General features: G+C 53.3%; 25 protein-coding genes and 1 tRNA gene. 11 read left to right on the top strand and 15 right to left on the bottom strand.

Features of this window, described 5'->3' with window-relative positions; translation table 11 throughout:
* Window position 1: 1 nt before the first annotated feature.
* Window positions 2-838, top strand: a complete 837-nt coding sequence (locus GGR95_RS17175) for an NHL repeat-containing protein (protein ID WP_184568022.1) — start codon at window positions 2-4, stop codon at window positions 836-838.
* Window positions 839-974: 136 nt separating this feature from the next.
* Window positions 975-1,316, top strand: coding sequence for a cupin domain-containing protein (locus tag GGR95_RS17170; protein ID WP_184568020.1), 342 nt, complete (start codon window positions 975-977; stop codon window positions 1,314-1,316).
* Window positions 1,317-1,330: 14 nt separating this feature from the next.
* Here the strand turns inward: GGR95_RS17170 and trhA are convergent, their stop codons facing one another.
* From trhA to GGR95_RS17155, 3 genes are read right to left on the bottom strand one after another with little or no spacing between them, the layout of a single operon-like run.
* Window positions 1,331-1,969 (bottom strand): PAQR family membrane homeostasis protein TrhA, encoded by a 639-nt coding sequence (trhA, locus tag GGR95_RS17165; RefSeq protein ID WP_184568018.1) that lies wholly within the window; start codon window positions 1,967-1,969, stop codon window positions 1,331-1,333.
* Window positions 1,970-1,984: 15 nt separating this feature from the next.
* On the bottom strand, window positions 1,985-2,773 hold the full coding sequence (locus GGR95_RS17160; RefSeq protein ID WP_184568016.1) for an RlmE family RNA methyltransferase: 789 nt from the start codon (window positions 2,771-2,773) through the stop codon (window positions 1,985-1,987).
* Entirely contained in the window at window positions 2,773-3,894 is a 1,122-nt protein-coding gene (locus tag GGR95_RS17155; RefSeq protein ID WP_184568014.1) for a Ppx/GppA phosphatase family protein, read from the bottom strand. The genes GGR95_RS17160 and GGR95_RS17155 overlap by 1 nt, the downstream gene beginning before the upstream one ends.
* 263 nt (window positions 3,895-4,157) lie before the next feature.
* Between GGR95_RS17155 and GGR95_RS17150 the strand changes: the two genes are divergently transcribed.
* From GGR95_RS17150 to GGR95_RS17140, 3 genes are read left to right on the top strand one after another with little or no spacing between them, the layout of a single operon-like run.
* Entirely contained in the window at window positions 4,158-4,454 is a 297-nt protein-coding gene (locus tag GGR95_RS17150; RefSeq protein WP_184568012.1) for a virulence factor, read from the top strand.
* 34 nt (window positions 4,455-4,488) lie between these two features.
* Window positions 4,489-5,415, top strand: coding sequence for a methylenetetrahydrofolate reductase (locus GGR95_RS17145; protein ID WP_184568010.1), 927 nt, complete (start codon window positions 4,489-4,491; stop codon window positions 5,413-5,415).
* Between the two features lie 13 nt (window positions 5,416-5,428).
* Window positions 5,429-6,508, top strand: coding sequence for a dihydropteroate synthase (locus GGR95_RS17140; RefSeq protein ID WP_184568008.1), 1,080 nt, complete (start codon window positions 5,429-5,431; stop codon window positions 6,506-6,508).
* A 171-nt stretch (window positions 6,509-6,679) separates the two neighbouring features.
* Here the strand turns inward: GGR95_RS17140 and GGR95_RS17135 are convergent.
* The 11 genes from GGR95_RS17135 to iscR form a co-directional block, all read right to left on the bottom strand.
* Window positions 6,680-6,756: transfer RNA gene (locus GGR95_RS17135), tRNA-Arg, on the bottom strand.
* 49 nt (window positions 6,757-6,805) lie between these two features.
* On the bottom strand, window positions 6,806-8,026 hold the full coding sequence (locus GGR95_RS17130; protein WP_184568006.1) for a SufS family cysteine desulfurase: 1,221 nt from the start codon (window positions 8,024-8,026) through the stop codon (window positions 6,806-6,808).
* On the bottom strand, window positions 8,019-8,609 hold the full coding sequence (locus tag GGR95_RS17125) for a Yip1 family protein (RefSeq protein ID WP_184568004.1): 591 nt from the start codon (window positions 8,607-8,609) through the stop codon (window positions 8,019-8,021). Before GGR95_RS17125 ends, GGR95_RS17130 begins: the two co-directional genes overlap by 8 nt.
* Entirely contained in the window at window positions 8,606-9,049 is a 444-nt protein-coding gene (locus GGR95_RS17120; RefSeq protein ID WP_184568002.1) for a YIP1 family protein, read from the bottom strand. The genes GGR95_RS17125 and GGR95_RS17120 overlap by 4 nt, the downstream gene beginning before the upstream one ends.
* Before the next feature lie 49 nt (window positions 9,050-9,098).
* Window positions 9,099-10,379 (bottom strand): SufB/SufD family protein, encoded by a 1,281-nt coding sequence (locus GGR95_RS17115; protein ID WP_184568000.1) that lies wholly within the window; start codon window positions 10,377-10,379, stop codon window positions 9,099-9,101.
* Window positions 10,379-11,134 carry a Fe-S cluster assembly ATPase SufC gene (gene sufC / locus GGR95_RS17110; RefSeq protein ID WP_184567998.1) on the bottom strand — a complete coding sequence of 252 codons (756 nt, stop codon included), beginning with the start codon at window positions 11,132-11,134 and terminating at the stop codon, window positions 10,379-10,381. The genes GGR95_RS17115 and sufC overlap by 1 nt, the downstream gene beginning before the upstream one ends.
* Before the next feature lie 46 nt (window positions 11,135-11,180).
* Window positions 11,181-11,987, bottom strand: coding sequence for a polysaccharide pyruvyl transferase family protein (locus GGR95_RS17105; RefSeq protein ID WP_184567996.1), 807 nt, complete (start codon window positions 11,985-11,987; stop codon window positions 11,181-11,183).
* A 54-nt stretch (window positions 11,988-12,041) separates the two neighbouring features.
* The gene (locus tag GGR95_RS17100) at window positions 12,042-12,227 is read right to left on the bottom strand and encodes a hypothetical protein (RefSeq protein WP_184567994.1); all 186 of its coding nucleotides are present in this window, start codon (window positions 12,225-12,227) and stop codon (window positions 12,042-12,044) included.
* Window positions 12,227-13,750, bottom strand: coding sequence for a Fe-S cluster assembly protein SufB (gene sufB, locus GGR95_RS17095; RefSeq protein WP_184567992.1), 1,524 nt, complete (start codon window positions 13,748-13,750; stop codon window positions 12,227-12,229). Before sufB ends, GGR95_RS17100 begins: the two co-directional genes overlap by 1 nt.
* A gap of 26 nt (window positions 13,751-13,776) precedes the next feature.
* Window positions 13,777-14,871, bottom strand: a complete 1,095-nt coding sequence (locus GGR95_RS17090) for a cysteine desulfurase family protein (protein ID WP_184568065.1) — start codon at window positions 14,869-14,871, stop codon at window positions 13,777-13,779.
* Window positions 14,872-14,875: 4 nt separating this feature from the next.
* On the bottom strand, window positions 14,876-15,334 hold the full coding sequence (gene iscR / locus GGR95_RS17085) for a Fe-S cluster assembly transcriptional regulator IscR (protein WP_184567990.1): 459 nt from the start codon (window positions 15,332-15,334) through the stop codon (window positions 14,876-14,878).
* Between the two features lie 170 nt (window positions 15,335-15,504).
* Here iscR and GGR95_RS17080 point away from each other — a divergent pair, with 170 nt between their 5' ends.
* The 6 genes from GGR95_RS17080 (at window position 15,505) to typA (ending at window position 20,673) form a co-directional block, all read left to right on the top strand.
* Entirely contained in the window at window positions 15,505-16,158 is a 654-nt protein-coding gene (locus GGR95_RS17080) for an alpha/beta hydrolase (RefSeq protein ID WP_184567988.1), read from the top strand.
* Window positions 16,158-16,391 carry a hypothetical protein gene (locus tag GGR95_RS17075; RefSeq protein WP_184567986.1) on the top strand — a complete coding sequence of 78 codons (234 nt, stop codon included), beginning with the start codon at window positions 16,158-16,160 and terminating at the stop codon, window positions 16,389-16,391. Before GGR95_RS17080 ends, GGR95_RS17075 begins: the two co-directional genes overlap by 1 nt.
* Window positions 16,388-16,975, top strand: a complete 588-nt coding sequence (locus GGR95_RS17070; protein ID WP_184567984.1) for an HD domain-containing protein — start codon at window positions 16,388-16,390, stop codon at window positions 16,973-16,975. The genes GGR95_RS17075 and GGR95_RS17070 overlap by 4 nt, the downstream gene beginning before the upstream one ends.
* Window positions 16,976-17,064: 89 nt before the next feature.
* Window positions 17,065-18,279: an NADP-dependent isocitrate dehydrogenase gene (locus GGR95_RS17065; protein ID WP_184567981.1), complete on the top strand. Its 1,215-nt coding sequence runs from the start codon at window positions 17,065-17,067 to the stop codon at window positions 18,277-18,279.
* A 140-nt stretch (window positions 18,280-18,419) separates the two neighbouring features.
* On the top strand, window positions 18,420-18,752 hold the full coding sequence (locus GGR95_RS17060; protein ID WP_184567979.1) for an SMR family transporter: 333 nt from the start codon (window positions 18,420-18,422) through the stop codon (window positions 18,750-18,752).
* Window positions 18,753-18,855: 103 nt separating this feature from the next.
* Window positions 18,856-20,673: a translational GTPase TypA gene (gene typA / locus GGR95_RS17055; protein ID WP_184567977.1), complete on the top strand. Its 1,818-nt coding sequence runs from the start codon at window positions 18,856-18,858 to the stop codon at window positions 20,671-20,673.
* Window positions 20,674-20,789: 116 nt separating this feature from the next.
* On the opposite strand, the gene GGR95_RS17050 is transcribed toward typA, so the two are convergent.
* Window positions 20,790-21,077 carry a DUF1330 domain-containing protein gene (locus GGR95_RS17050; protein WP_184567975.1) on the bottom strand — a complete coding sequence of 96 codons (288 nt, stop codon included), beginning with the start codon at window positions 21,075-21,077 and terminating at the stop codon, window positions 20,790-20,792.
* Window positions 21,078-21,079 lie beyond the last annotated feature (2 nt).

The raw sequence follows: 21,079 nt of genomic DNA, 5'->3' as shown, positions 1-21,079 counted from the left end.
TATGACCGATCAGATCGTATGTTTGGGACAGACATTTTACCATGTTTTACGATCTGGTCGTGGCTGGGCCGTCGGCAGTGACTTTGCCGGAATTTCTGATGTCACAGTCTTCAATCAGACTCTGGTTGTTCTATGTCGTAAGCAGCCCGAGCTTTTGGTTCTATCCCTATCTGGCCAACACTTACGCACTGTGAGCCTGACAAATGTTATCCTTGGGCATGGCATTCGCACGTTGGGTCCTGACATGCTGGCGGTGACAGATGTAGACGGGCATCAGGTCTTGCTGCTGGATAAAGACTTCAACGAAATACATCGTCTGCATTGCAACAACCGCCCTGCCCTTGGACGCCCGTTTAACCATCCTGCAGATTGCGCCAAAGACAGCGAAGGACGGTTCTGGATCACCGATGGGTATGGGAATTCACAAGTCCATGTTTTTTCAGCGAACTACGAGTTTTCCCATTCCATCGGCGGTGCGGGCGTTGAAAACGGGGAATTCACCACACCACATGCTGTTGCCCTATTGGCAAATGGAAACATCGCCATCGCAGACCGCGAGAATAACCGCATGCAGGTTTTGGACGCAGATGGCACCCAACAATTTAACATCCTCGGACTGCACAAGCCGATGGGCCTCGAAGTCGATGGAACAACCCTATACGTCACAGATCAAACACCGCGGCTTTCAGCCTATGATCTGCAAGGCAAGCTGATTGGCCGTTGTCGCACCTTTGCAACCTATGGCCATGGCGTGACATGTGATCATCTGGGCAACATCTACATCGCCGATATGTTGCCTGATGGCCTGACAAAGCTGCAACCTGTTGAGGATACCTGAATTTAGGCTGTTTATCTTCACGATCAGCCTCTGATCAGATTATGAACCGTGACACTTTCATTGATCCCGCGTTAGTGTATCAAACATTGAGCCTATACGTGATATGAATACCCGCCCCTTCAGAATGGAAGCCAAGATGACCAAGTCCTTTCAACGCATCACCGCAACAGAAAACGCCGAAGTTGAACGGCCTTCTGCAGACAAGCTTATCTCTGGTGATCCGGAGTTCACAACTTGGAACATCGAAGATGTCGATGGCCTTTATTGCGGGACATGGCGCTCCACGCCGGGCAAATGGAAAATCCAATACGACGAATGGGAATACTGCCATATCCTCGAGGGGCATTCGATCATTTCCGAAGATGGCGGCGATACCTCAGAAGTACGCGCGGGCGACAGCTTTGTCATTCGCCCCGGATTTAGCGGCACATGGGAAGTCGTGGAAACAACCACCAAGGAATACGTTATTCGGCTTTGATCCACAGACTTGGATCAAGACAAAGCAATCCATATTCCTACGAACATCGCGATTCCGCCAAAGTTCACCCACAGGTGCCAGATCGAATAGCGAAATGGCATGGTTCTGCGGGCGTAAAAAACTGTGCCAATGACATAACACACAGCGCCTGCGATGATGCACCACAGCGTTGTGACAGGAACTTCGGTCATGTCCGGCAGCGCACACAGCCCGATTGCCCCCAAACCAAGGTAGGATGCAGTAGACCAACGCGACTGGACAGTCGGGTTGGTGATCTTGTTCCAGACGGCCACAGCAGTCAGCGCCCAGCACACCCAAAGCAGGAACAGTGTCCAGCCGGTGTCGGCCAACACAAAGAATGGCGTGAAAGTACCTGTAATACTGGGATAAATGGCAGCATGATCAATGCGGCGCAACAGCACTCTCTGGCTGTGCCAAGGCCCGAAGTGATAGGCGATAGAAGCAAAGCTGGAGGCCAAAGCAGCCAGCACATAGATCACCACCGCAAGCAGTAGCTTGGGTTCAGCAGTAGCAGAAATCTTCAACAACAATGCCGAGCCGCCTAAAACGATCAACAACAGGCCGAAAATGTGAACCCCGAAATCGGCACGCCGATGGCTGTGCTTTACACTTGGAAAGGTTGTATCCGTCATCGCCATGAACCGCAGTTATTCTTGTTTGAACTCACGAGGGTCTTCGCTGTAGGTCCGACCAGCCTCTTCGTCAGCATCATCATCCAAACCAGCTTTAAACCCAGTCGCCACAACGAACTTTTCAGAGCTGTCCTGACGGCTTGAAGGCGGCTTGAAATTCGCCACTTTGCGAAAGCGCTTCTTGAGCAGTTGCTGCAATTGCCCCTCTGCGCCCCCCGCCAGAACTTTGGCAACAAATGTGCCGCCTTCTTCCAGCACATCAAAGGCGAAATAGGCAGCGGCCTCACACAAGGCGATAATGCGGTTGTGGTCGGTTTGTTTGTGCCCCGAAGATGCCGCAGCCATATCGGACATCACCACATCTGCATTGCCACCCAACCATCCCTTGACGATCAGATCAGCGTCATCTTCCATGAAATCAAGCTGGTGAATTTCACAGCCGGCAATCGGCTCCATTTCTTGCAAATCGATCGCAAGAATGGTCCCGACAGCCTTGCCGCTTTTTTCACCCAAAATGTTCGAGCGTTTTACCGCAACCTGACACCACCCGCCAGGAGCGGCCCCCAGATCGACGATCCGCGCACCGGGGACAAGGAAGCGGTATTTATCATCAAGCTCCATGATCTTGAACGCCGCACGCCCGCGATAGCCTTCGGCCTTGGCGCGTTTTACGTAAGGGTCGTTCAGCTGCCGCTGCAACCAACGGGTTGAGCTGGTTGTACGCCCTCGTGCTGATTTTACTTTTACCTTCAGATCGCGCTGACCGCGCCCTGATGTGTTCTTACCTGTTGGCGTCTTGCCCATCAGAATGTTCCTTCTTCGAGCACGCCGTCCGCGCTCATTTGTGCGTATAATAGACCTTCGCGTAAACCGCGATCAGCAACACTGAGGCGGTCCGTGGGCCAGCAGCGCATCAGCGCCTGTAAAATAGCCGCCCCCGACATGATCAACGCCGAACGGTCCTGCCCGATGCAAGGATCCGTGCGTCTGCCCTCTGGCCCCATTGACAGGTATTTGTGGATTACCTTGTCAATTTGAAGAGTTGTCATGCTCATTCCGTCCACTTTGGTGCGGTCATAGCGCCGCAACCCCAAATGGCTGGCAGCGACTGTGGTCACCGTACCCGAGGTGCCGACAATCTGAAACCGCTCTTGTGGTTGGGTTGATTGGTAAGGCGTGAAATCTGTCAGGTTTTCCTCAAAAAACCAGCTCATCAGGGCAAACCGCGCCGCGTCGTCTTCGACATCCGAAAATTGATCTCGCAAAGTCGCCACCCCAAGAGGTACGGAAATCCAATCCACCACCCGTGCCGCAGGAATATCCGTCACGGCCTGCACAAACCCATTATGCAGGCGCATGATGGACTGTGCACGATCACGCGGCGGCACACCAGATATGTCGATCCATACCAACTCGGTAGAGCCGCCACCGATGTCCACAACCAACAGGTTTTCCGTTTTCGGGCTGACCAGCGGCGCACAAGATATCACAGCAAGCTGCGCCTCGTGTTCTGGCGTAATGATTTCCAGCCGTAATCCTGTTTCGCGTGTCACACGGCGCATAAACTCTGCCCCGTTGGTTGCACGGCGGCAGGCTTCTGTTGCGACAAGGCGCATGCGTTTGACTTTGTTCCGGCGGAGTTTTTGCTGACAGATACGCAATGCCTGTATGGTGCGCGACATTGATCCGCGCGATAAACGCCCGGTTTTCTCAAGCCCTGCGCCCAGTTGGACGGACTTTGAGAAACTATCCACCACATGAAAACCACCGCCCTTGGGCTGGGCGATTAACATGCGACAGCTATTTGTGCCCAGATCAAGGGCCGCATATAGGTCGTTCGATCTGGACGAAACTGGCGCGGGGCTCAGAACCGTCGATTTACGTTGTTCGAGCGCACCCGCACCTTTGGAGCGCTTTGGCGCCATGGGATGCGCCTTTCATTACGAGTTACCCCACTGATACGTCTTGCGCGGCTCTGGCGCAAGGACCAGCAGACATCAATCACAGACCATTCCTATCAAACTCACCATCATCATGCAGCGAATGATGGTCCCGCGCCCTCGCTGTTCGTGCTGCAATCCGTTACCAAAGGTCGCGGATGGTGGCGTAATTGTCGAAAACAGCAGTCGGGCACTGCGGCGCATCCGCTAGGAAAGGTAAACGCACATGTGCGACGGAGGATACGTGAATGGCTGAGGTGGTTATTGTCTATTGGCGGGATATTCCTGCGCAAGTGATCGTCGGCAAAGGCCGCCGCGCAGAAAAACGCATTCTTCCAGAACGGTTTGAACAGGCCATTGACCGTGCAGCGATGAAAGTCGGTGCTGGCGATACTGATGCTTATCTGGCCGAATGGCGCAAGGCCGCACCTGTAACCGTTGAGGGTACAGATGCCGCCGCCGCCGATGCCGAAGCCGCCCGCATTGATGCAGAATATGACCGTGACCGCATTAAAGCGCTCATTGCTAATGACGGTTGGGCCTAACGCCCCCCTTTTTGCCCCCATAAGGAACATAACTATGGCGCTGCTGAACTTCCGGAAAAAGACAGATGTCCCTCCCGTTGAGGTGAACCCTGTTATTGAGAGTTTCTTACAAGATTTTTCCGTCGAAGTGATGCCGCGCACAGCCGAAAAAGTTGACGATTTCCGTGAGTTGCTGCCCAAAGGCACCCGCGTCTATGTCGCCCATATTGATGGCACGCCGATAGAAGACATGGTCGCAACAGCCGCGCGGCTGGCAGCAGACGGGTTTTGCGTTATGCCACATTTCCCCGCCCGCATCATTAAAGACCGCGCCACATTGGCCGATTGGATTGCCCGTTATCAAGGCGAAGCTGACGTGAAACACGCGTTGCTGCTGGCGGGCGGTGTTAAAGCACCTGTCGGCGATTTCAGCGATAGCATGCAACTGATGGAAACAGGCCTGTTTGACCAAGCAGGTTTCACGCGCCTCCATGTGGCTGGCCATCCCGAAGGCAACCGTGACATCGACGCGCAAGGCACTGAAAACGTGGATGCGGCCTTGCGTTGGAAAAACGACTTCCAAACCCGCACCGATGCCAAAATGGCCATAGCGACCCAATTCGCTTTTGATGCCAAACCGATCATCACATGGGCCGACAGCCTGCGTGATGCGGGCATCACGATCCCTGTGCACATCGGCATCGCCGGCCCTGCCAAGCTGCAAACTCTGATCAAATTCGCCATCGCTTGCGGTGTTGGCCCTTCGTTGAAAGTGCTGCAAAAAAGGGCTATGGATGTGACCAAGCTGCTGCTTCCGTATGAACCTACAGAGGTTGTGTCCGAACTGGCCGCGCACAAGGCCGCAAACCCCGATTTCAACATTACAAATGTTCATTTTTTCCCGCTTGGAGGGATCAAAACCAACGCGATATGGGCACAAACCAATGGCGGCGCATCCGCCGTGCCTGCAAAATCATCCTGAAGGATCACAAAACATGACCAGAACCATCGTCGAATCCAAAACCAAAACCGCGATCATCGGCTTTGACCAGCCGTTCTGCGTCATCGGTGAACGGATCAACCCCACTGGCCGCAAGATCCTTGCCGCCGAGCTGGAGCGCGGTGATTTTAGCCGTGTCGAAGCCGACGCCATCGCACAGGCCGCTGCGGGCGCCAATATCCTTGACGTGAACTCGGGTGCTGTTTTCTCAAATAAAATGGCCGAAGACCCGCGTTATGCCGACAATAACTTTGTCGAGCCGATGCTGATGCCCGAAATGATCAAACGTGTCCAAGCCGTCACCGATTGCCCCATTTGCATTGACAGCTCGGTTCCGGGTGCCTTGGAAAATGGTCTGGAAGCAGCCGAGGGCCGCCCGCTGTTGAACTCGGTCACAGGTGAGGAAGAACGGCTGGAACTGGTGCTGCCGCTGGTTAAGAAATACAATGTCCCGGTGGTTGCGATCTCTAACGACGATACAGGTATTTCCGAAGACCCCGACGTCCGCTTTGCTGTCGCCAAGAAAATTGTCGAGCGTGCAGCCGATTTTGGCATTCCTGCTTATGACATCGTGGTTGACCCACTGGTGATGCCAATTGGTGCGATGGCCACAGCAGGCCATCAGGTGTTTACACTGGTCCGCCGTCTGCGCGAAGAATTGGGTGTGAACACCACCTGCGGTGCCTCAAACATCAGCTTTGGTCTGCCCAACCGTCACGGCATCAACAATGCCTTCCTGCCCATGGCTATGGGTGCGGGTATGACATCGGCCATCATGAACCCGATCGCCCTGCCCGTCAGCGCCGCCAAAGTGGCTGAAAAACGGGCCGAACTGGCCGCGCTTGGGTTGGTATTACCCGAAGACATGGATGATGAAGCGCTGGTGAAATTGTTTGGCATGGGATCAACCTTGCCGCGTCCAGGTAAGGAAATGGAAGCAATCCGCGCTGCCAACTTCCTGTTTGACCGCGATCCGCATGGGGGTGACTGGATTAAATTTAACAAAGTTGCACCCAAAGCAGGGCAAGAAGGCCGTGGCCGCGCAGGACGCACCGGTGGCCGCCGCCGCGGCTAAGATTTCGCTTTCGCAAAAATGACAAAGGGCAGCGTATTACGTTGCCCTTTTTGCTGTGCAGCACATTTGACTTGAGAGGAGGGAATCCCCCATCGATTCAATTTAGTACACGCGGATGCGCATACCTAAGCCATGAGGTTCACTGTGCATCACATTGATTTAAATGGAAAATGGTGAACCCAGCTGGATTCGAACCAGCGACCTCTGCCTTCGGAGGGCAGCGCTCTATCCAGCTGAGCTATGGGTCCGTAAGGGCGGTATAGTATGCACAACCCGCCCCTGCAATTCAAAAAGCCGTCACGCGAAAAGATCATGCGCAAGTTCTAGCGCCTCGATCAACTTATCGACCTCATCTGTGGTGTTATACATCGCAAATGAAGCACGGCAGGTGGCGTTTAGGCCCAGATGGGCCATTAAAGGACCTGTACAATGTTGCCCCGCGCGCACGGCGACACCCTTTTTATCCAGAATCGTTGAAATATCATGGGGATGTGCCGCGCCGTCCATGGTGAAACTAAAAATCGCACCTTTGTTCGGCGTGGTGCCTTGCACCTGAATCCAGTTCAATCCCGCCAATCTTTCGGCAGCATAATCGCGCAAAGTAGCCTCATGCGCGGCGATATTTTCGATGCCAACCGAAGTCATGTAATCCAGCGCCACACCCAGACCGATGGTTTGCACGATACCGGGTGTGCCTGCTTCAAACTTCATCGGAGCGTCGTTATAGATCACACCCTCTTTGGTGACCTCACGGATCATATCCCCACCACCGATAAAGGGGCGCATTTCGGCCATCCGGTCTGCTTTGACGTAAATAGCGCCAGAGCCTGATGGCCCGTACAGCTTGTGGCCCGTCACACAGTAGAAATCACAGCCGATGTCTTGCACATCCACAGGCATATGTACCGCAGCCTGTGATCCATCAACCAACACGGGCACACCCTTCGCGTGGGCCGCAGACGTGATTGATTTCACATCAATAACAGACCCTAACACATTGGACATATGGGTAATTGCAATCAGTTTAGTACGCGGCGTGATCGCATCAATAACTGCCTGTGGGTCCAGTGCGCCAGTCTGATCTACATCAACCCATTTGATCACCACCCCCATACGTTCACGCAAGAAATGCCATGGCACGATGTTCGCGTGATGCTCCATCACACTCAGAATGATCTCGTCGCCTGCTTGCATACGCGGCATCGCCCAACTGTAGGCGACCATATTGATGGCTTCGGTGGTGCCGGAATTAAAGATAATTTCATCTTCTGATCCCGCATTCAAAAAGCGCGCGACCTTGCCGCGCACCGCCTCATATTTGTCAGTCGCAAGATTAGAAAGATAGTGTAACCCACGGTGAACATTTGCATATTCATGACCGTAGGCATTAGTTATCGCATCAATCACAACCTGTGGTTTTTGCGCCGACGCACCGTTATCGAGGTAAACCAGCGGCTTACCGTTTACTTCACGCGACAGGATTGGAAAATCGCTACGGATTGATTTAATATCATACACTTGCAGGTACTCCCAAAGCCGCAATGCCGATCAGGCCAATCAAAACAGCCAGACCAAAAACCATGCCGACAGCCGCTAGTACCAGCACACCAAACGCATGTAATAATCGTGGAAAACGAAGTGCTTCTGCAACAAAGTTCACCGTAATCCAAAGTCCTAAAACGCCAACCATCATCGAGAACAACTGTCCCAGCAGTGGCGAGATCAAAAGGAAAACAAACATGACCGCCTGCGCAACCGCACGCAACGCTTGTAGCCAAACCAACAGAGCTAGCAGATCACCAAAGCTGCCCTGACCACCCAATGCACGCCCAGTCCAGTAAAAGGCATGCACCGTCAAAACCAACAGACCTGTGATTAAAGCAAAGAACATCAAAGGGTTGCGGAACAAAGCTGGCAACATCGTTGTGTCGGTGGTGAGCAAAGACAGGCTAAAGATAATGCTATTAGCGACGCCCGAAAGGATCAGCCCGCTCCACAGCACATCACGGCTTAGGTTAAAAGACATGATCTTGCGTGCAGCACTGCGCGGATCTTGGACTGTCTCTAGCGCAAGATCTTTAAGAGCTTCCGTGTTGATCATGACTGTGTACCGTCCGCACGCAAAAGCCCCGACACCCAGAACCAGCCAAACACCGCCAACCAGATAAAACCGATTATTTGCAACTGGATACCAGCACCAACAAATGCTGCTGTGAGCCCCATCAACAATGTTACAGGCGTAGCGGCGAGCAGCGCCCATACAAGTGTAAAGCGAATTTCATATCCCGTTATCTGCCTGCGGGCGACACGTGCCAAACCCGTGACAAGTGCCGCAAATACATAAACCAGCAACGGCATCATAAAGATGAAGAAAAAAGCGCTCCAATACATGCGGGCCTGCAAAGGCACCGCATCAGGGTTTATCTGTGCCTCACGGGCCTGAAACGGCGCCCACGCGACGAACATCAACAGCCCTGCAATGAGGACAAACAGCAAGGTGCGTACTTCGTTGCGACCCTGCCCCAAAAAGCGCGCAAACACGCGCCCCGGCCCCTTGTAGGTGGCTAAAATATCCTGCGTGAGCGACATCTTAGCCTCGACGCCGCGTCAGCCAAGCGCCCAGCCTTGCTGTCATGTCTTCGCGCAGGTCTTCATGCGCAATTTCATCTACAGCTTCGGCCAAGAACGCCAGTGTCAGAAGGTTTGTCGCCTCAACTTCGGACACACCGCGCGAGCGCAGATAAAACAACGCGTCCTCATCAATCGCGCCAGATGTCGACCCGTGGCTACAGGCCACATCATCCGCATAGATTTCAAGCTCGGGCTTGGCAAGGAACTGGCTGTCACCGTCCAGCAGCAAAGACTGGCTGATTTGGTAACCATCCGTCTTTTGCGCGCCCGCTTTTACAAGGATTTTGCCTTGGAATACGCCAACAGCTCCGTTACGCAGCACCTTTTTGAACACCTGACGGCTGTTACAGTTCACAGCATCATGAGTGATGAAAATCGTGTCGTCGTGGTGAAAGTCACCATCACCGACACAGGCACCTGCCACATGGGCAATCGCGTCATCGCCTGTCAGTTCGATCACGCAATCATTGCGCGTCAATTGTCCGTTCATTGTCATCGTAAAGGAACGGAACGCAGATTCAGCCCCCAAACGGGTAAAAATATGCGTTGCCGCACGGCGTTCATGGTCGCGCCCTTGCGAACGGATGTGATGGAACGAGGCGCCATCAGCGATCTCAACTTCAAGCACATGATTGAACCGCGCCGCCGCAGCACCGTTCTCCAAAAGCGTCATCTCGGCGCCGGCATCCATCTTGATGCAGCTATGCAAGATCACATCGGAAGTATCTGATTTATGGATATAAATCACATTTACTGGCTTGCTTGGCTTGCCTGTAACATGGATCAAAACACCATCCGTAGCAAAGGCCGTGTTTAAGGCTGCCAAAGGTCGTGCCACTGGGGTTTGACCATTGGCTTCCAATACGCCGTAGACGCCTTTGGCCCAGTGAAGGTCACTATCCGCCGCGGCAAGACGTTCAATTGTAATGCCCTCCAGTCTCAGGTCATCGGACGCCTCTGCATCAAACACACCATCCACAAAGACAATGCGCAGACGGTCTACCCCGTCAAACATCGGTGCATCATCATCCGCCAGAGCAGTCGCTTTGGGAGCGGCGACTTGCGTCAGCGTATCCGGACGGGTGAATTTCCAGTATTCATCACGGCGCTCGGGCAAGCCCATGCTCCGCAAACGTGTCAAAGCATCTTCACGTGCGGGTTGCGCCCATGTCGCCGTAGGCATCGACAGAGATGCAATCATCGCCTCTGTCGTGTCGGTTTTTAATGCTGCATCCGCCATTATGCCACCTCGGCAAGGATGTCTGCGTAGCCGTTGTTTTCAACTTCCAGCGCCAGCTCTGGGCCGCCTGTTTTCACGATACGGCCATTCGCCATGATGTGCACGACATCGGGTTTAATGTGGTCCAACAGGCGTTGGTAGTGGGTGATCACAAGAAAGCCGCGGCCCTCTGTGCGCAGAGCGTTCACGCCTTCTGCAACCAGTTTCATCGCATCGACGTCCAAACCTGAATCCGTCTCGTCGAGGATACACATTTTTGGCTCAAGCATCGCCATTTGAAGGATCTCGTTACGCTTTTTCTCCCCACCGGAGAAGCCCATGTTGACGGGGCGCTTCAGCATTTCCGCATCAATCTTGAGGTCTTTTGCCTTGGCACGCACCACTTTGAGGAACTCTGCCGCAGACATCTCTTCTTCGCCGCGTGCTTTGCGCTGTGCGTTCACAGCCGTCCGCAGGAAGGTCATGTTGCCCACACCCGGGATTTCAACGGGGTATTGAAACGCAAGGAAAAGGCCCGCCGCAGCACGCTCTTCTGGCTCCATGTCCAGCAGATCAATATCACCCAAAGTAGCCGAACCGCCCGTTACTTCATAGCCGCCTTTACCGGACAGCACGTAGGACAGCGTGGACTTGCCAGAGCCGTTTGGCCCCATGATCGCATGCACTTTGCCTGCTTCTACTTCAAGGTCTACACCTTTGAGGATTTGCTTGTCTTCGTCTTCCAATTTCACTTGGAGGTTTTTGATGCTCAGCATTGTGTCTTCCTTTGTTCAATCTTTTGGTTTGCGCAGAGCGCAAAATTTATAAACGCGTTGCGCTTGTTTTCAGGTGTTCAGGGAAGGTGGCATGTAACGCTTCACGTGCAGCTGCGATCCCGTCTTGATAAGTGATGTCTTTGAATGCGGCCTTGGATGCCTCGTCGATTGTCAGAGGGAACGACATATCAACACGTCCAATAGAGGCCGCATAATCATGGTACTTGAGCCAGCCTTGTTTACCGGGATCAATCCAGCGGTTTGGCACACCGTAAGCATCTGCCATGATCAACCCATGGAGCGAAGACGACAGAATGCGCGCGCAAGACGCAATCTGATGGCAGACGGATTCTGGCGTATCACGTGGATCAATCAACATGAACGCGGGGTCCGACGTGGCAAAAGCCAGCATCGCGGGGTCATCCATCTGACTGTGGTGCGGCACAATTCCGATACGGTCACTCTGCGCGCCGTCAAACGGCAGAACGCTGTCAATCAACAGCCCCGGATCACCAAAGCGCCGCATCTTGATCTTTAACAGAGCGGCAGTAATCGGGCCGCGCAGCAAATGGATATCGACCTTTTGCAGAAAGTCGAGACCCGTTACAGGATGTAAAGTCCCCGTGCCCCAAACGCCAATCTGTGGTTGCCCCTCAGCCATGCCTTTGCGTGACCGCTTGACCACTTGCAGCATAGACCCGATGGCGAATAAATTCGCGGCTTGCGGCCCCGCAAATTCAACTTTCGTGCCGGAAACATGCCCAACAATCAAAGGGTTGATAGCGTCCCCAAAGTTAGGAACGCCACGCCACCAATGGAGTTTGATGGGCTCATTTGTAGCTGAACCTGTCATCTCATTCGTTCCCAATTTAACGCAGACCTTCGGCCAAATGCAGTGCAGTCACAATCATGACTTTCGCTTCTTGAACCAACGTAAAGCCAATCCCAAAATGAAATAGAGCACCGCAAACATGGCAGCCGCCATCGCGGCCTCCGGCCAGCTGTCACCTTCTTCGATCCCAAGACCGAAGGCCCAACTGAGCGCGAAATAGAGAACCGCCGCGATGCCTGTTTCTTTTAGAAGCTTTAACATCAGCCTACAGAACCCTCTAAGGAAATGGCCACAAGTGCCTGTGCTTCCATAGCAAATTCCATTGGCAGTGCCTGCAGGACGTCTTTACAGAACCCGTTCACCACCAATGCGACGGCCTCTTCTTCATCCATCCCACGTGAGCGGCAGTAAAACAGTTGCTCATCGTCGACCTTGGATGTGGTCGCTTCATGCTCTACCCGAGACGAGTTATTTTTCACCTCGATATATGGTACCGTGTGCGCGCCGCATTTATCACCGATCAGCAAGCTGTCGCATTGCGTGTAGTTACGGCTTTCTTTCGCTTTGGGGTGCATAGAGACCAAACCACGATAGGTGTTTTGCGCCTTGCCCGCGCTGATGCCTTTGGAAACGATGCGCGATTTTGTGCGTTTGCCCAAATGCACCATCTTGGTGCCTGTATCGGCCTGCTGCATGTTGTTGGCGATGGCGATGGAATAGAATTCGCCTTGGCTGTCATCACCACGCAAGATGCAGGACGGGTATTTCCACGTGACAGCAGACCCCGTTTCAACCTGTGTCCACATCACTTTGGCACGGTCACCACGACAATCGGCGCGTTTGGTTACAAAGTTATAGATCCCGCCTTTGCCGTTTTCATCACCCGGATACCAGTTTTGAACGGTGGAATACTTCACCTCGGCATCTTCTTCGATGATGATCTCAACAACAGCTGCGTGCAGCTGGCTTTCATCACGTTGCGGCGCGGTACAGCCTTCCAGATAGGAAACATAGCTGCCTTTGTCGGCAATGATCAGCGTGCGTTCAAACTGGCCCGTATTTTCGGCGTTGATACGGAAATAAGTGGACAGCTCCATCGGGCAGCGCACGCCTGGTGGCACATAGACAAATGACCCGTCAGAAAAGACAGCCGAGTTCAATGTCGCGTAGAAGTTATCTTGCACAGGCACAACGGAACCGAGGTACTTCTTGACCAGCTCAGGGTGTTCGCGGATCGCCTCAGAAATCGAGCAAAAGATCACGCCAGCCTTTTTCAGTTCGTCTTGGAAGGTTGTACCAACAGAAACGGAATCAAACACAGCATCCACAGCCACTTTGCGCGGCGCGTCAGACATTTCTTCGGCGCCTTCAACACCAGCCAGAATGGCTTGCTCTTTCAACGGGATACCCAGCTTTTTGTAGGTTTCCAGCAACTTGGGGTCCACATCGTCCAGAGACTTTGGCTTGACCGCCATGCTTTTAGGGCGCGCATAGTAATATTGGTTTTGAAAGTTGATTTCAGGGTAATCAACCATCGCCCAATCCGGCTCGCGCATTTTCTGCCAGCGGGCATAGGCGCCCAAGCGCCATTCGGTCATCCATTCTGGCTCTTCGTTCTTGGAAGAGATCAGTTTGACGATGTCCTCGTTCAGACCCAAAGGCGCATAATCCATCTCAATATCTGTGGACCAGCCGTGTTTATATGCACCACCAACTTCGCGTACCGCATCAACGGTTTCCTGATCCACACCGTCTTTGACGCCGCTATCTACCACTGTGTCCATCTCATCTTCCTCTCAGCTCGCAGGCGTTAGGCCGCCCGCTTCTGGTGTTTCTCGAATTTCGCTGTCCACGCTTCAACAAAGCGCAGCACATCATCATTTGTTGTCTCAAGGCCCAGCGATACACGTATCGCATTTGCGGCCTCAGTCTCGTCATATCCCATGGCGAGCAATACCTTGCTGGCCTTTACCTTGCCGCTAGAACAGGCCGACCCTGCCGAAATGGCAAAGCCCGCCAAATCCATTTGCATCACTTGCGTCTCGCCCTTCCAACCCGGGGTGAGGATGCAAGACGTGTTCGGCAAACGCGGCATTTCATTTCCGACAAAAATAGTCTGTTCTGACGCATCCGCAATAGCTGTTTCTAGAATATTTCTAAAGTAGGCCACTTCTTCCCACTTGCCTGCCGCAACGTCATCGCCAGCAGCCTGCGCAGCCGCGCCGAATCCAGCGATGCCAACGGTGTTTTCCGTACCGGATCGGCGGTTCATTTCTTGCCCACCGCCACGCAGCATCGGCGCTGGATCATCCGCGGTAAAGTTAATTAAGGCAGCTATGCCTTTGGGACCGCCCAATTTATGCGCAGACAGGATCGCGTAAGAAGGGGTAATATCCTCATAGATAATCGGCACTTTGCCCGCGACTTGGGTGATATCACAAATTGTGGAGTAACCCGCGCCACTGCCCGCTACTTTGGCGTTCGGGCGCATGATGCCAGTTTCGCTATTGGCGGCAGAGATGGCCACCAATCCCGACAATGCCGCAGAAGGCACAACAGCAGCACCATCGCGGTCTTGCTGGCCTGCAATCTCATGCTCGCTCCAGACGCCCAAACAATCGTGTTCTGTTGGAAGGGCAGCAAATGTACCGCCATGCCGCGCCTTTTGCGCGACGGCCAACGCTGCGGCCTCGGTCGCACTGGAGGTGAAGACCACTTGCTGGGGTTTACAGCCTACTAGCTCTGCAACTTGCGTACGGGCACGTTCAATCATCATCTTGGCGGCACGCCCTTCGGCATGCACAGACGACGGGTTCCCCATCACATCCATAGCAGCGATCATCGCTACGCGCGCCTGCGCCCTAAGGGGCGTTGTCGCGTTATGATCCAGATAGGTACGCGCCATTGGTTCACTCATCCACAATGGCAAAAAGGTTTGGCACAGCAGGACAAGGGGTCATCTGGTTTTCAACCACGTCAGACAGGCGTGTCTGGTGCAAGAACACATAAACATGCGCAGACAATCCCTGCCACAGACGATTGGTCAGCGATTGCGCGCGGCTGCCTGATGCCCCACCAGAGGCACCTGCCCCTTTGTGCATCGCATCCACAGATTCATCGACGGCAGACAGAATATCAACCACACGAATATCAGAGGCAGGCCGCGCCAAGCGATATCCACCACCCGGTCCGCGAACCGATGCCACCAATTCGGCGCGGCGCAGCTTGACGAACAATTGCTCCAAATAAGGCAAGGACACCTGCTGTCGTTCAGCGATATCGCCAAGCGATACAAGTTTGCCTTCGGGCTGTAGCGCAATATCGGCCAAAGCGACCATTGCGTAACGCCCTTTTGTGGATAGTTTCATAATACCCCCCTCACGAAGTCAGGCTTTTGTTTGACGTGGGCGGCTGAAATGCCTACATCCGTTGAACGCGGTCCGCATCTGTGGATTCAAATGTTAGAATTGTTCTAAAGTGCCCCAGCTATTTCGTCAAGAATACATCGGCACTTTTGAAACTGGAAGAGAGTACAGCCATGCCCGAGGTCATTTTTCCCGGACCCGAAGGTCGCCTAGAGGGCCGCTATCACCCGCAAAAAGAGCGCGACGCGCCAATTGCGATCGTGTTGCACCCGCACCCACAGTTTGGCGGCACAATGAATCACAAGGTTGTCTACAACCTGCATTACGCTTTCTACAAAATGGGCTTTACCGTTTTGCGGTTCAACTTCCGCGGCGTCGGTCGTTCGCAAGGCGAATATGATCAAGGCATCGGCGAATTGTCAGATGCGGCATCCGCCCTCGATTACCTGCAGTCGATGAACAACAACTCCAAGCATTGCTGGGTTGCAGGTTTCTCATTCGGCGCATGGATCGGCATGCAATTGTTGATGCGTCGTCCTGAAATCACTGGCTTCATCTCGGTCGCGCCTCCTGCAAATATGTATGATTTCAGCTTCTTAGCGCCCTGCCCTGCATCTGGTTTGGTGATCAACGGCACCGGTGACCGCGTGGCACCGCCTGCCGATACGGTAAATCTGGTCAACAAGCTGCATGAGCAAAAAGGCATCACGATCACTCATCAGGAAATTGATGGCGCTGGCCACTTCTTTGAAGAACCGCATATGGACACAATGATCAATTCCACCACTGATTATGTCCGCCGCCGCCTGACCGAGAACACACGCTAATGGCAGACGATGCAGTCATCCGCATGGCCAACGACTTGGCAGAAGAATGCCTTGCTGTTCAGGCCGAAACTGGCGAGGATCGGCTTTTTATGGAAGTTGGCGATGTTTTGGGAGCGTCCTCACAGACGCTTGAAGAAGCATTCCTGACAGCCATCAGAACCCGAATGTCTGAATTAAAAGGTCGCGCCTTCCTTGCGGCCAAACTTAAAAAGTTCAGAGAAGACAACACATGACAGACCGACTTGAGCAACAAATCGCCTTTTTAAACGAGGCGGATAAGCTCAAGTCAGTTGTCCGTGCGACGACACTTTGTGACAATTCACGTTATGAAAACTCTGCTGAGCATAGCTGGCATCTGACGCTTTATGCGCTGGTTCTTGCGGATCAGGCAGGCCCAGACGTAGACATCATGCGCGTTGTGAAGATGCTGATCCTACATGATCTTGTTGAGATAGACGCTGGCGATAATCCCATCTTTGGCAGCCATGATACGCAAGCCATGCAAACAGATGAGGCAGCGGCAGCGGATAGGATTTTTGGACTTCTACCCAATGACTTAAGGGACGACCTTCGCGAGGTATGGGAAGAGTTTGAGAGTGCTAAAACGCCAACAGCGCAATTCGCGAAATCGCTGGATCGCTTTCAGCCCCCCATGCAAAATCTGCAATCGGGCGGCGGTAGCTGGATTGATTATAACGTCACTCAGGAAATGATTGCCGAGCGCGTTGGTAGCAAAATCGCCATCGGCGCACCTACCCTATGGGAGTTTGCACGCAGTAAAATCTCGGCCTTCTTTACGGCGCGTGATAAATCCTAACCCTCAACGGTATGCAATCGTATACCGACTTCCTTTGTTAACGGATTCGCGCTATGATCCGCGCGAAACCCCTCCTCAAAGGAATCCCCATGTCCAAGATCAAGGTAGAAAACCCTGTTGTCGAACTCGACGGGGACGAAATGACCCGCATCATCTGGGACTTTATCAAGAAAAAGCTGATCCTGCCTTACCTTGATATCGATCTGAAGTATTATGATTTGGGCATTGAGGCCCGCGATGACACAAATGACCAAATTACAATCGATGCCGCAGAAGCGATCAAGAAATACGGCGTCGGCGTCAAATGTGCGACCATCACGCCCGATGAAGCGCGTGTCGAAGAGTTTGGCCTGAAAGAAATGTGGCGTTCGCCCAACGGGACAATCCGCAACATTTTGGGCGGTGTGATTTTTCGCCAGCCGATCATCTGCAAAAACGTTCCGCGCCTTGTGCCGGGGTGGACCAAGCCGATTGTAGTGGGCCGCCATGCCTATGGAGACCAATACCGCGCAACCGATTTCAAATTCCCAAGTGCGGGTAAGCTATCCCTCAAATTCGTCGGCGAAGACGGTACAGTGATTGAGCGTGAGGTGTTTGATGCACCTGATTCCGGCGTGGTTATGGCCATGTACAACCTTGACAAATCCATCATAGACTTCGCCCGCGCTTCGCTTAACTATGGCTTGAACATGGGATGGCCTGTATATCTTTCAACAAAAAACACCATCCTAAAACAATATGACGGTAGGTTCCTTGAACTTTTTCAACAAACGTTCGACGCCGAGTTTGCAGATAAGTTCAAAGAAGCGGGCATCACATATGAGCATCGCTTGATCGACGATATGGTTGCCTGCGCGATGAAATGGAACGGCGGCTATGTATGGGCCTGCAAAAACTATGACGGTGATGTACAGTCCGACACAGTGGCGCAGGGCTTTGGCTCACTTGGGTTGATGACTTCGGTTTTGATGACCCCCGATGGCCAGACGGTAGAGGCAGAAGCCGCGCACGGCACCGTAACGCGCCACTACCGCCAGCACCAAAAGAGCGAAGAGACGTCGACCAACTCCATCGCGTCCATCTACGCATGGACAGGCGGGCTCAAGCATCGCGGCAAACTAGATGGCAACGCCGCCCTCACCAGCTTTGCCGAGACGTTGGAGAAGGTTCTCGTGGATACGGTCGAAGCCGGGCACATGACCAAAGACCTCGCGTTGCTGGTTGGCCCTGACCAAGGTTGGTTGACCACAATGGGTTTCCTAGAAAAGGTTGACCAGAACTTGAGCAAAGCCTTGGAGGGTTAGCACTCAGTTCGCATGACCAAACAAGGGCTGCAAAATTTGCGGCCCTTGTCTATTTCCGCACCTACGATCAGAAGTAACGATCAACTGTTACGTTCTGCCGCTATGGTGCGCCCCATTGCCCCACTGAAAGCCCCTGCTCTATGCCTGTCTATCTGATCCTTGCGTTGGCCGTCTTGGCCGAAACCATCGGTACAACCGCATTGCAAGCCAGCCAACAATTCTCTCGGATTGGCCCGTCCATTGTGGTGGTGGTTGCCTATGCTGTGTCCTTCTATCTGCTGTCCATGACCTTGCGCACCTTACCTGTAGGTGTGGTTTACGCGTTATGGAGCGGGCTGGGCATCGTCCTGATTGCGACCATTGGCTGGGTTGTCTTTGGTCAAAAACTGGATTTTGCCGCCATTATTGGGCTGCTCCTGATTATCGGAGGGATCGCAGTCATTCACCTATTTTCGACATCCTCACCACACTAAAGCGGCGGAAACGCCCCAAACAGACATTATAGTGGTTTTTTTCTGGCCTTTGCTGCGGATGCACGGTAGAGGCGGCTCAATCCCCTGAGACAAGGTATTCCAAATGGATCTGCGCAACATCGCGATTATCGCACACGTTGACCACGGCAAGACGACGCTGGTGGACGAACTTCTGAAACAATCCGGCACCTACCGTGAGAACCAAGCGACAACCGAGCGCGCTATGGACAGCAACGATCTGGAGCGCGAGCGCGGCATCACGATTTTTGCCAAGCCAACATCGGTCGAGTGGAAAGGCACACGTATCAACATCGTTGACACGCCTGGTCACGCTGACTTTGGTGGCGAAGTTGAACGTATCCTGTCCATGGTTGACGGTGTTGTTCTGCTGGTAGATGCGGCCGAAGGTCCAATGCCACAGACCAAATTCGTAACGTCAAAAGCCCTTAAGCTGGGCCTGCGTCCTATCGTGGTTATCAACAAAGTTGATAAATCCGACGGCGAACCTGATCGTGCGCTGGATGAGTGCTTTGACCTATTCGCAAGCCTCGACGCCACCGACGAGCAACTTGATTTCCCGCACATGTACGCATCGGGCCGCTCTGGCTGGGCCGACATGGAACTGGACGGCCCACGCAAAGACCTGAGCGCTTTGTTTGAACTGGTTCTCAAGCACGTCCCTGCTCCAAAGCAAATCGCAGACAACGACAAGCCATTCACCATGCTGGCAACAACCTTGGGCGGCGATCCGTTCTTGGGCCGTCTGCTGACAGGCCGTGTCGAATCGGGCACATTGAAAGCAGGTCAGGCGATCAAAGCCATGTCACGTGACGGCACATTGATCGAAAACTTCCGCGCCACCAAAATTCTGGCATTCCGCGGCTTGGATCAAACAGCCATTGAACTAGCCGAAGCAGGCGACATCGTGTCAATTGCCGGTATGTCCAAAGCAACCGTTGCTGACACACTGTCAGATACATCAGTGGTCGACGCAATTCCGGCACAGCCAATCGATCCGCCAACGATCACCGTGACTTTCGGCATCAACGACAGCCCGCTTGCTGGCCGTGATGGTAAAAAAGTACAGTCGCGCGTTATTCGTGACCGTCTGATGAAAGAAGCAGAATCCAACGTTGCGATCAAAGTGACTGATAGCCCAACAGGCGATTCATTCGAAGTTGCTGGCCGTGGCGAATTGCAGATGGGTGTTCTGATTGAGAACATGCGCCGCGAAGGTTTTGAGCTTTCTATCTCGCGCCCACAGGTTCTGTTTCAGGACATCGACGGTGTGCGTCATGAACCCATCGAAGAAGCCACAATCGACGTGGATGACGAATACTCCGGCGCAGTGATCGAAAAGATCACAGGCGTGCGTAAAGGCGAACTTGTCGAAATGCGCCCTGCCGGTGCTGGCAAGACCCGCATCATCGCACATGTTCCTTCACGTGGCCTTATCGGTTATCACGGTGAATTCCTGACCGACACACGCGGCACAGGCGTTATCAACCGCGTATTCCACAGCTGGGCACCGCACAAAGGTAAGATCCCAGGCCGTCGCGCTGGCGTTCTGATCTCCATGGAAAACGGTGTTACTGTTTCCTTCGCTCTTTGGAAGCTGGAAGACCGTGGTAAGTTCTTCCTTGGCGCACAGACAGATGTGTATCAAGGTATGATCATTGGTGAACACAGCCGTGAGAACGATCTGGAAGTGAACCCGTTGAAAGGTAAACAGCTGACCAACGTACGTGCCTCTGGTACGGATGAAGCGGTTCGTTTGACCACGCCAATCACGCTGAGCCTTGAAGAAGCGATTGCTTACATCGACGACGATGAGCTGGTGGAAGTGACGCCAAACGCGATCCGTCTGCGCAAGCGTTACCTTGACCCGCATGAGCGTAAGCGGATGTCAAAATCTGCCTAACGGGCACATAGTTGAATTAAAAAGGGCGCTCCGAAACGGAGCGCCCTTTTTTGTCTGGAATATACGGGCTGCTAGAGCACCGCGTGAAAGCTATGGAGAGTAAGCGCTAGATGCGCTTACTCCGTGGTCTCAATGATCATCAACTCACGTTCAGATGCATCTTTTGCAAAGGCGAGCGCCGCTTGGTAAGCATCTGAGTAATAGCATTTTTCTGCTGTTTCCACGTCGGGGAAACGGGCAACCACATTGCGTGGCCGTTCCTTCCCCTCCAGCTGAACAAAACGGCCCCCACGGGCGATAAATTCGCCCCCGTTTTCCGCAATTGCGACAGTCGCACCTGCCGCATATTTTTTATAAGCTTCTTCGTCCGTTACGGTAACGTGGGCAATCCAAAGTGCAGGCATAA

It is taken from the genome of Sulfitobacter undariae, from assembly GCF_014196805.1.
GTDB classification, from domain to species: Bacteria; Pseudomonadota; Alphaproteobacteria; order Rhodobacterales; family Rhodobacteraceae; genus Sulfitobacter; species Sulfitobacter undariae.
The sequence above is the reverse complement of the archived record's forward strand: the minus strand, read 5'-3'. Positions and strand labels throughout refer to the sequence as shown.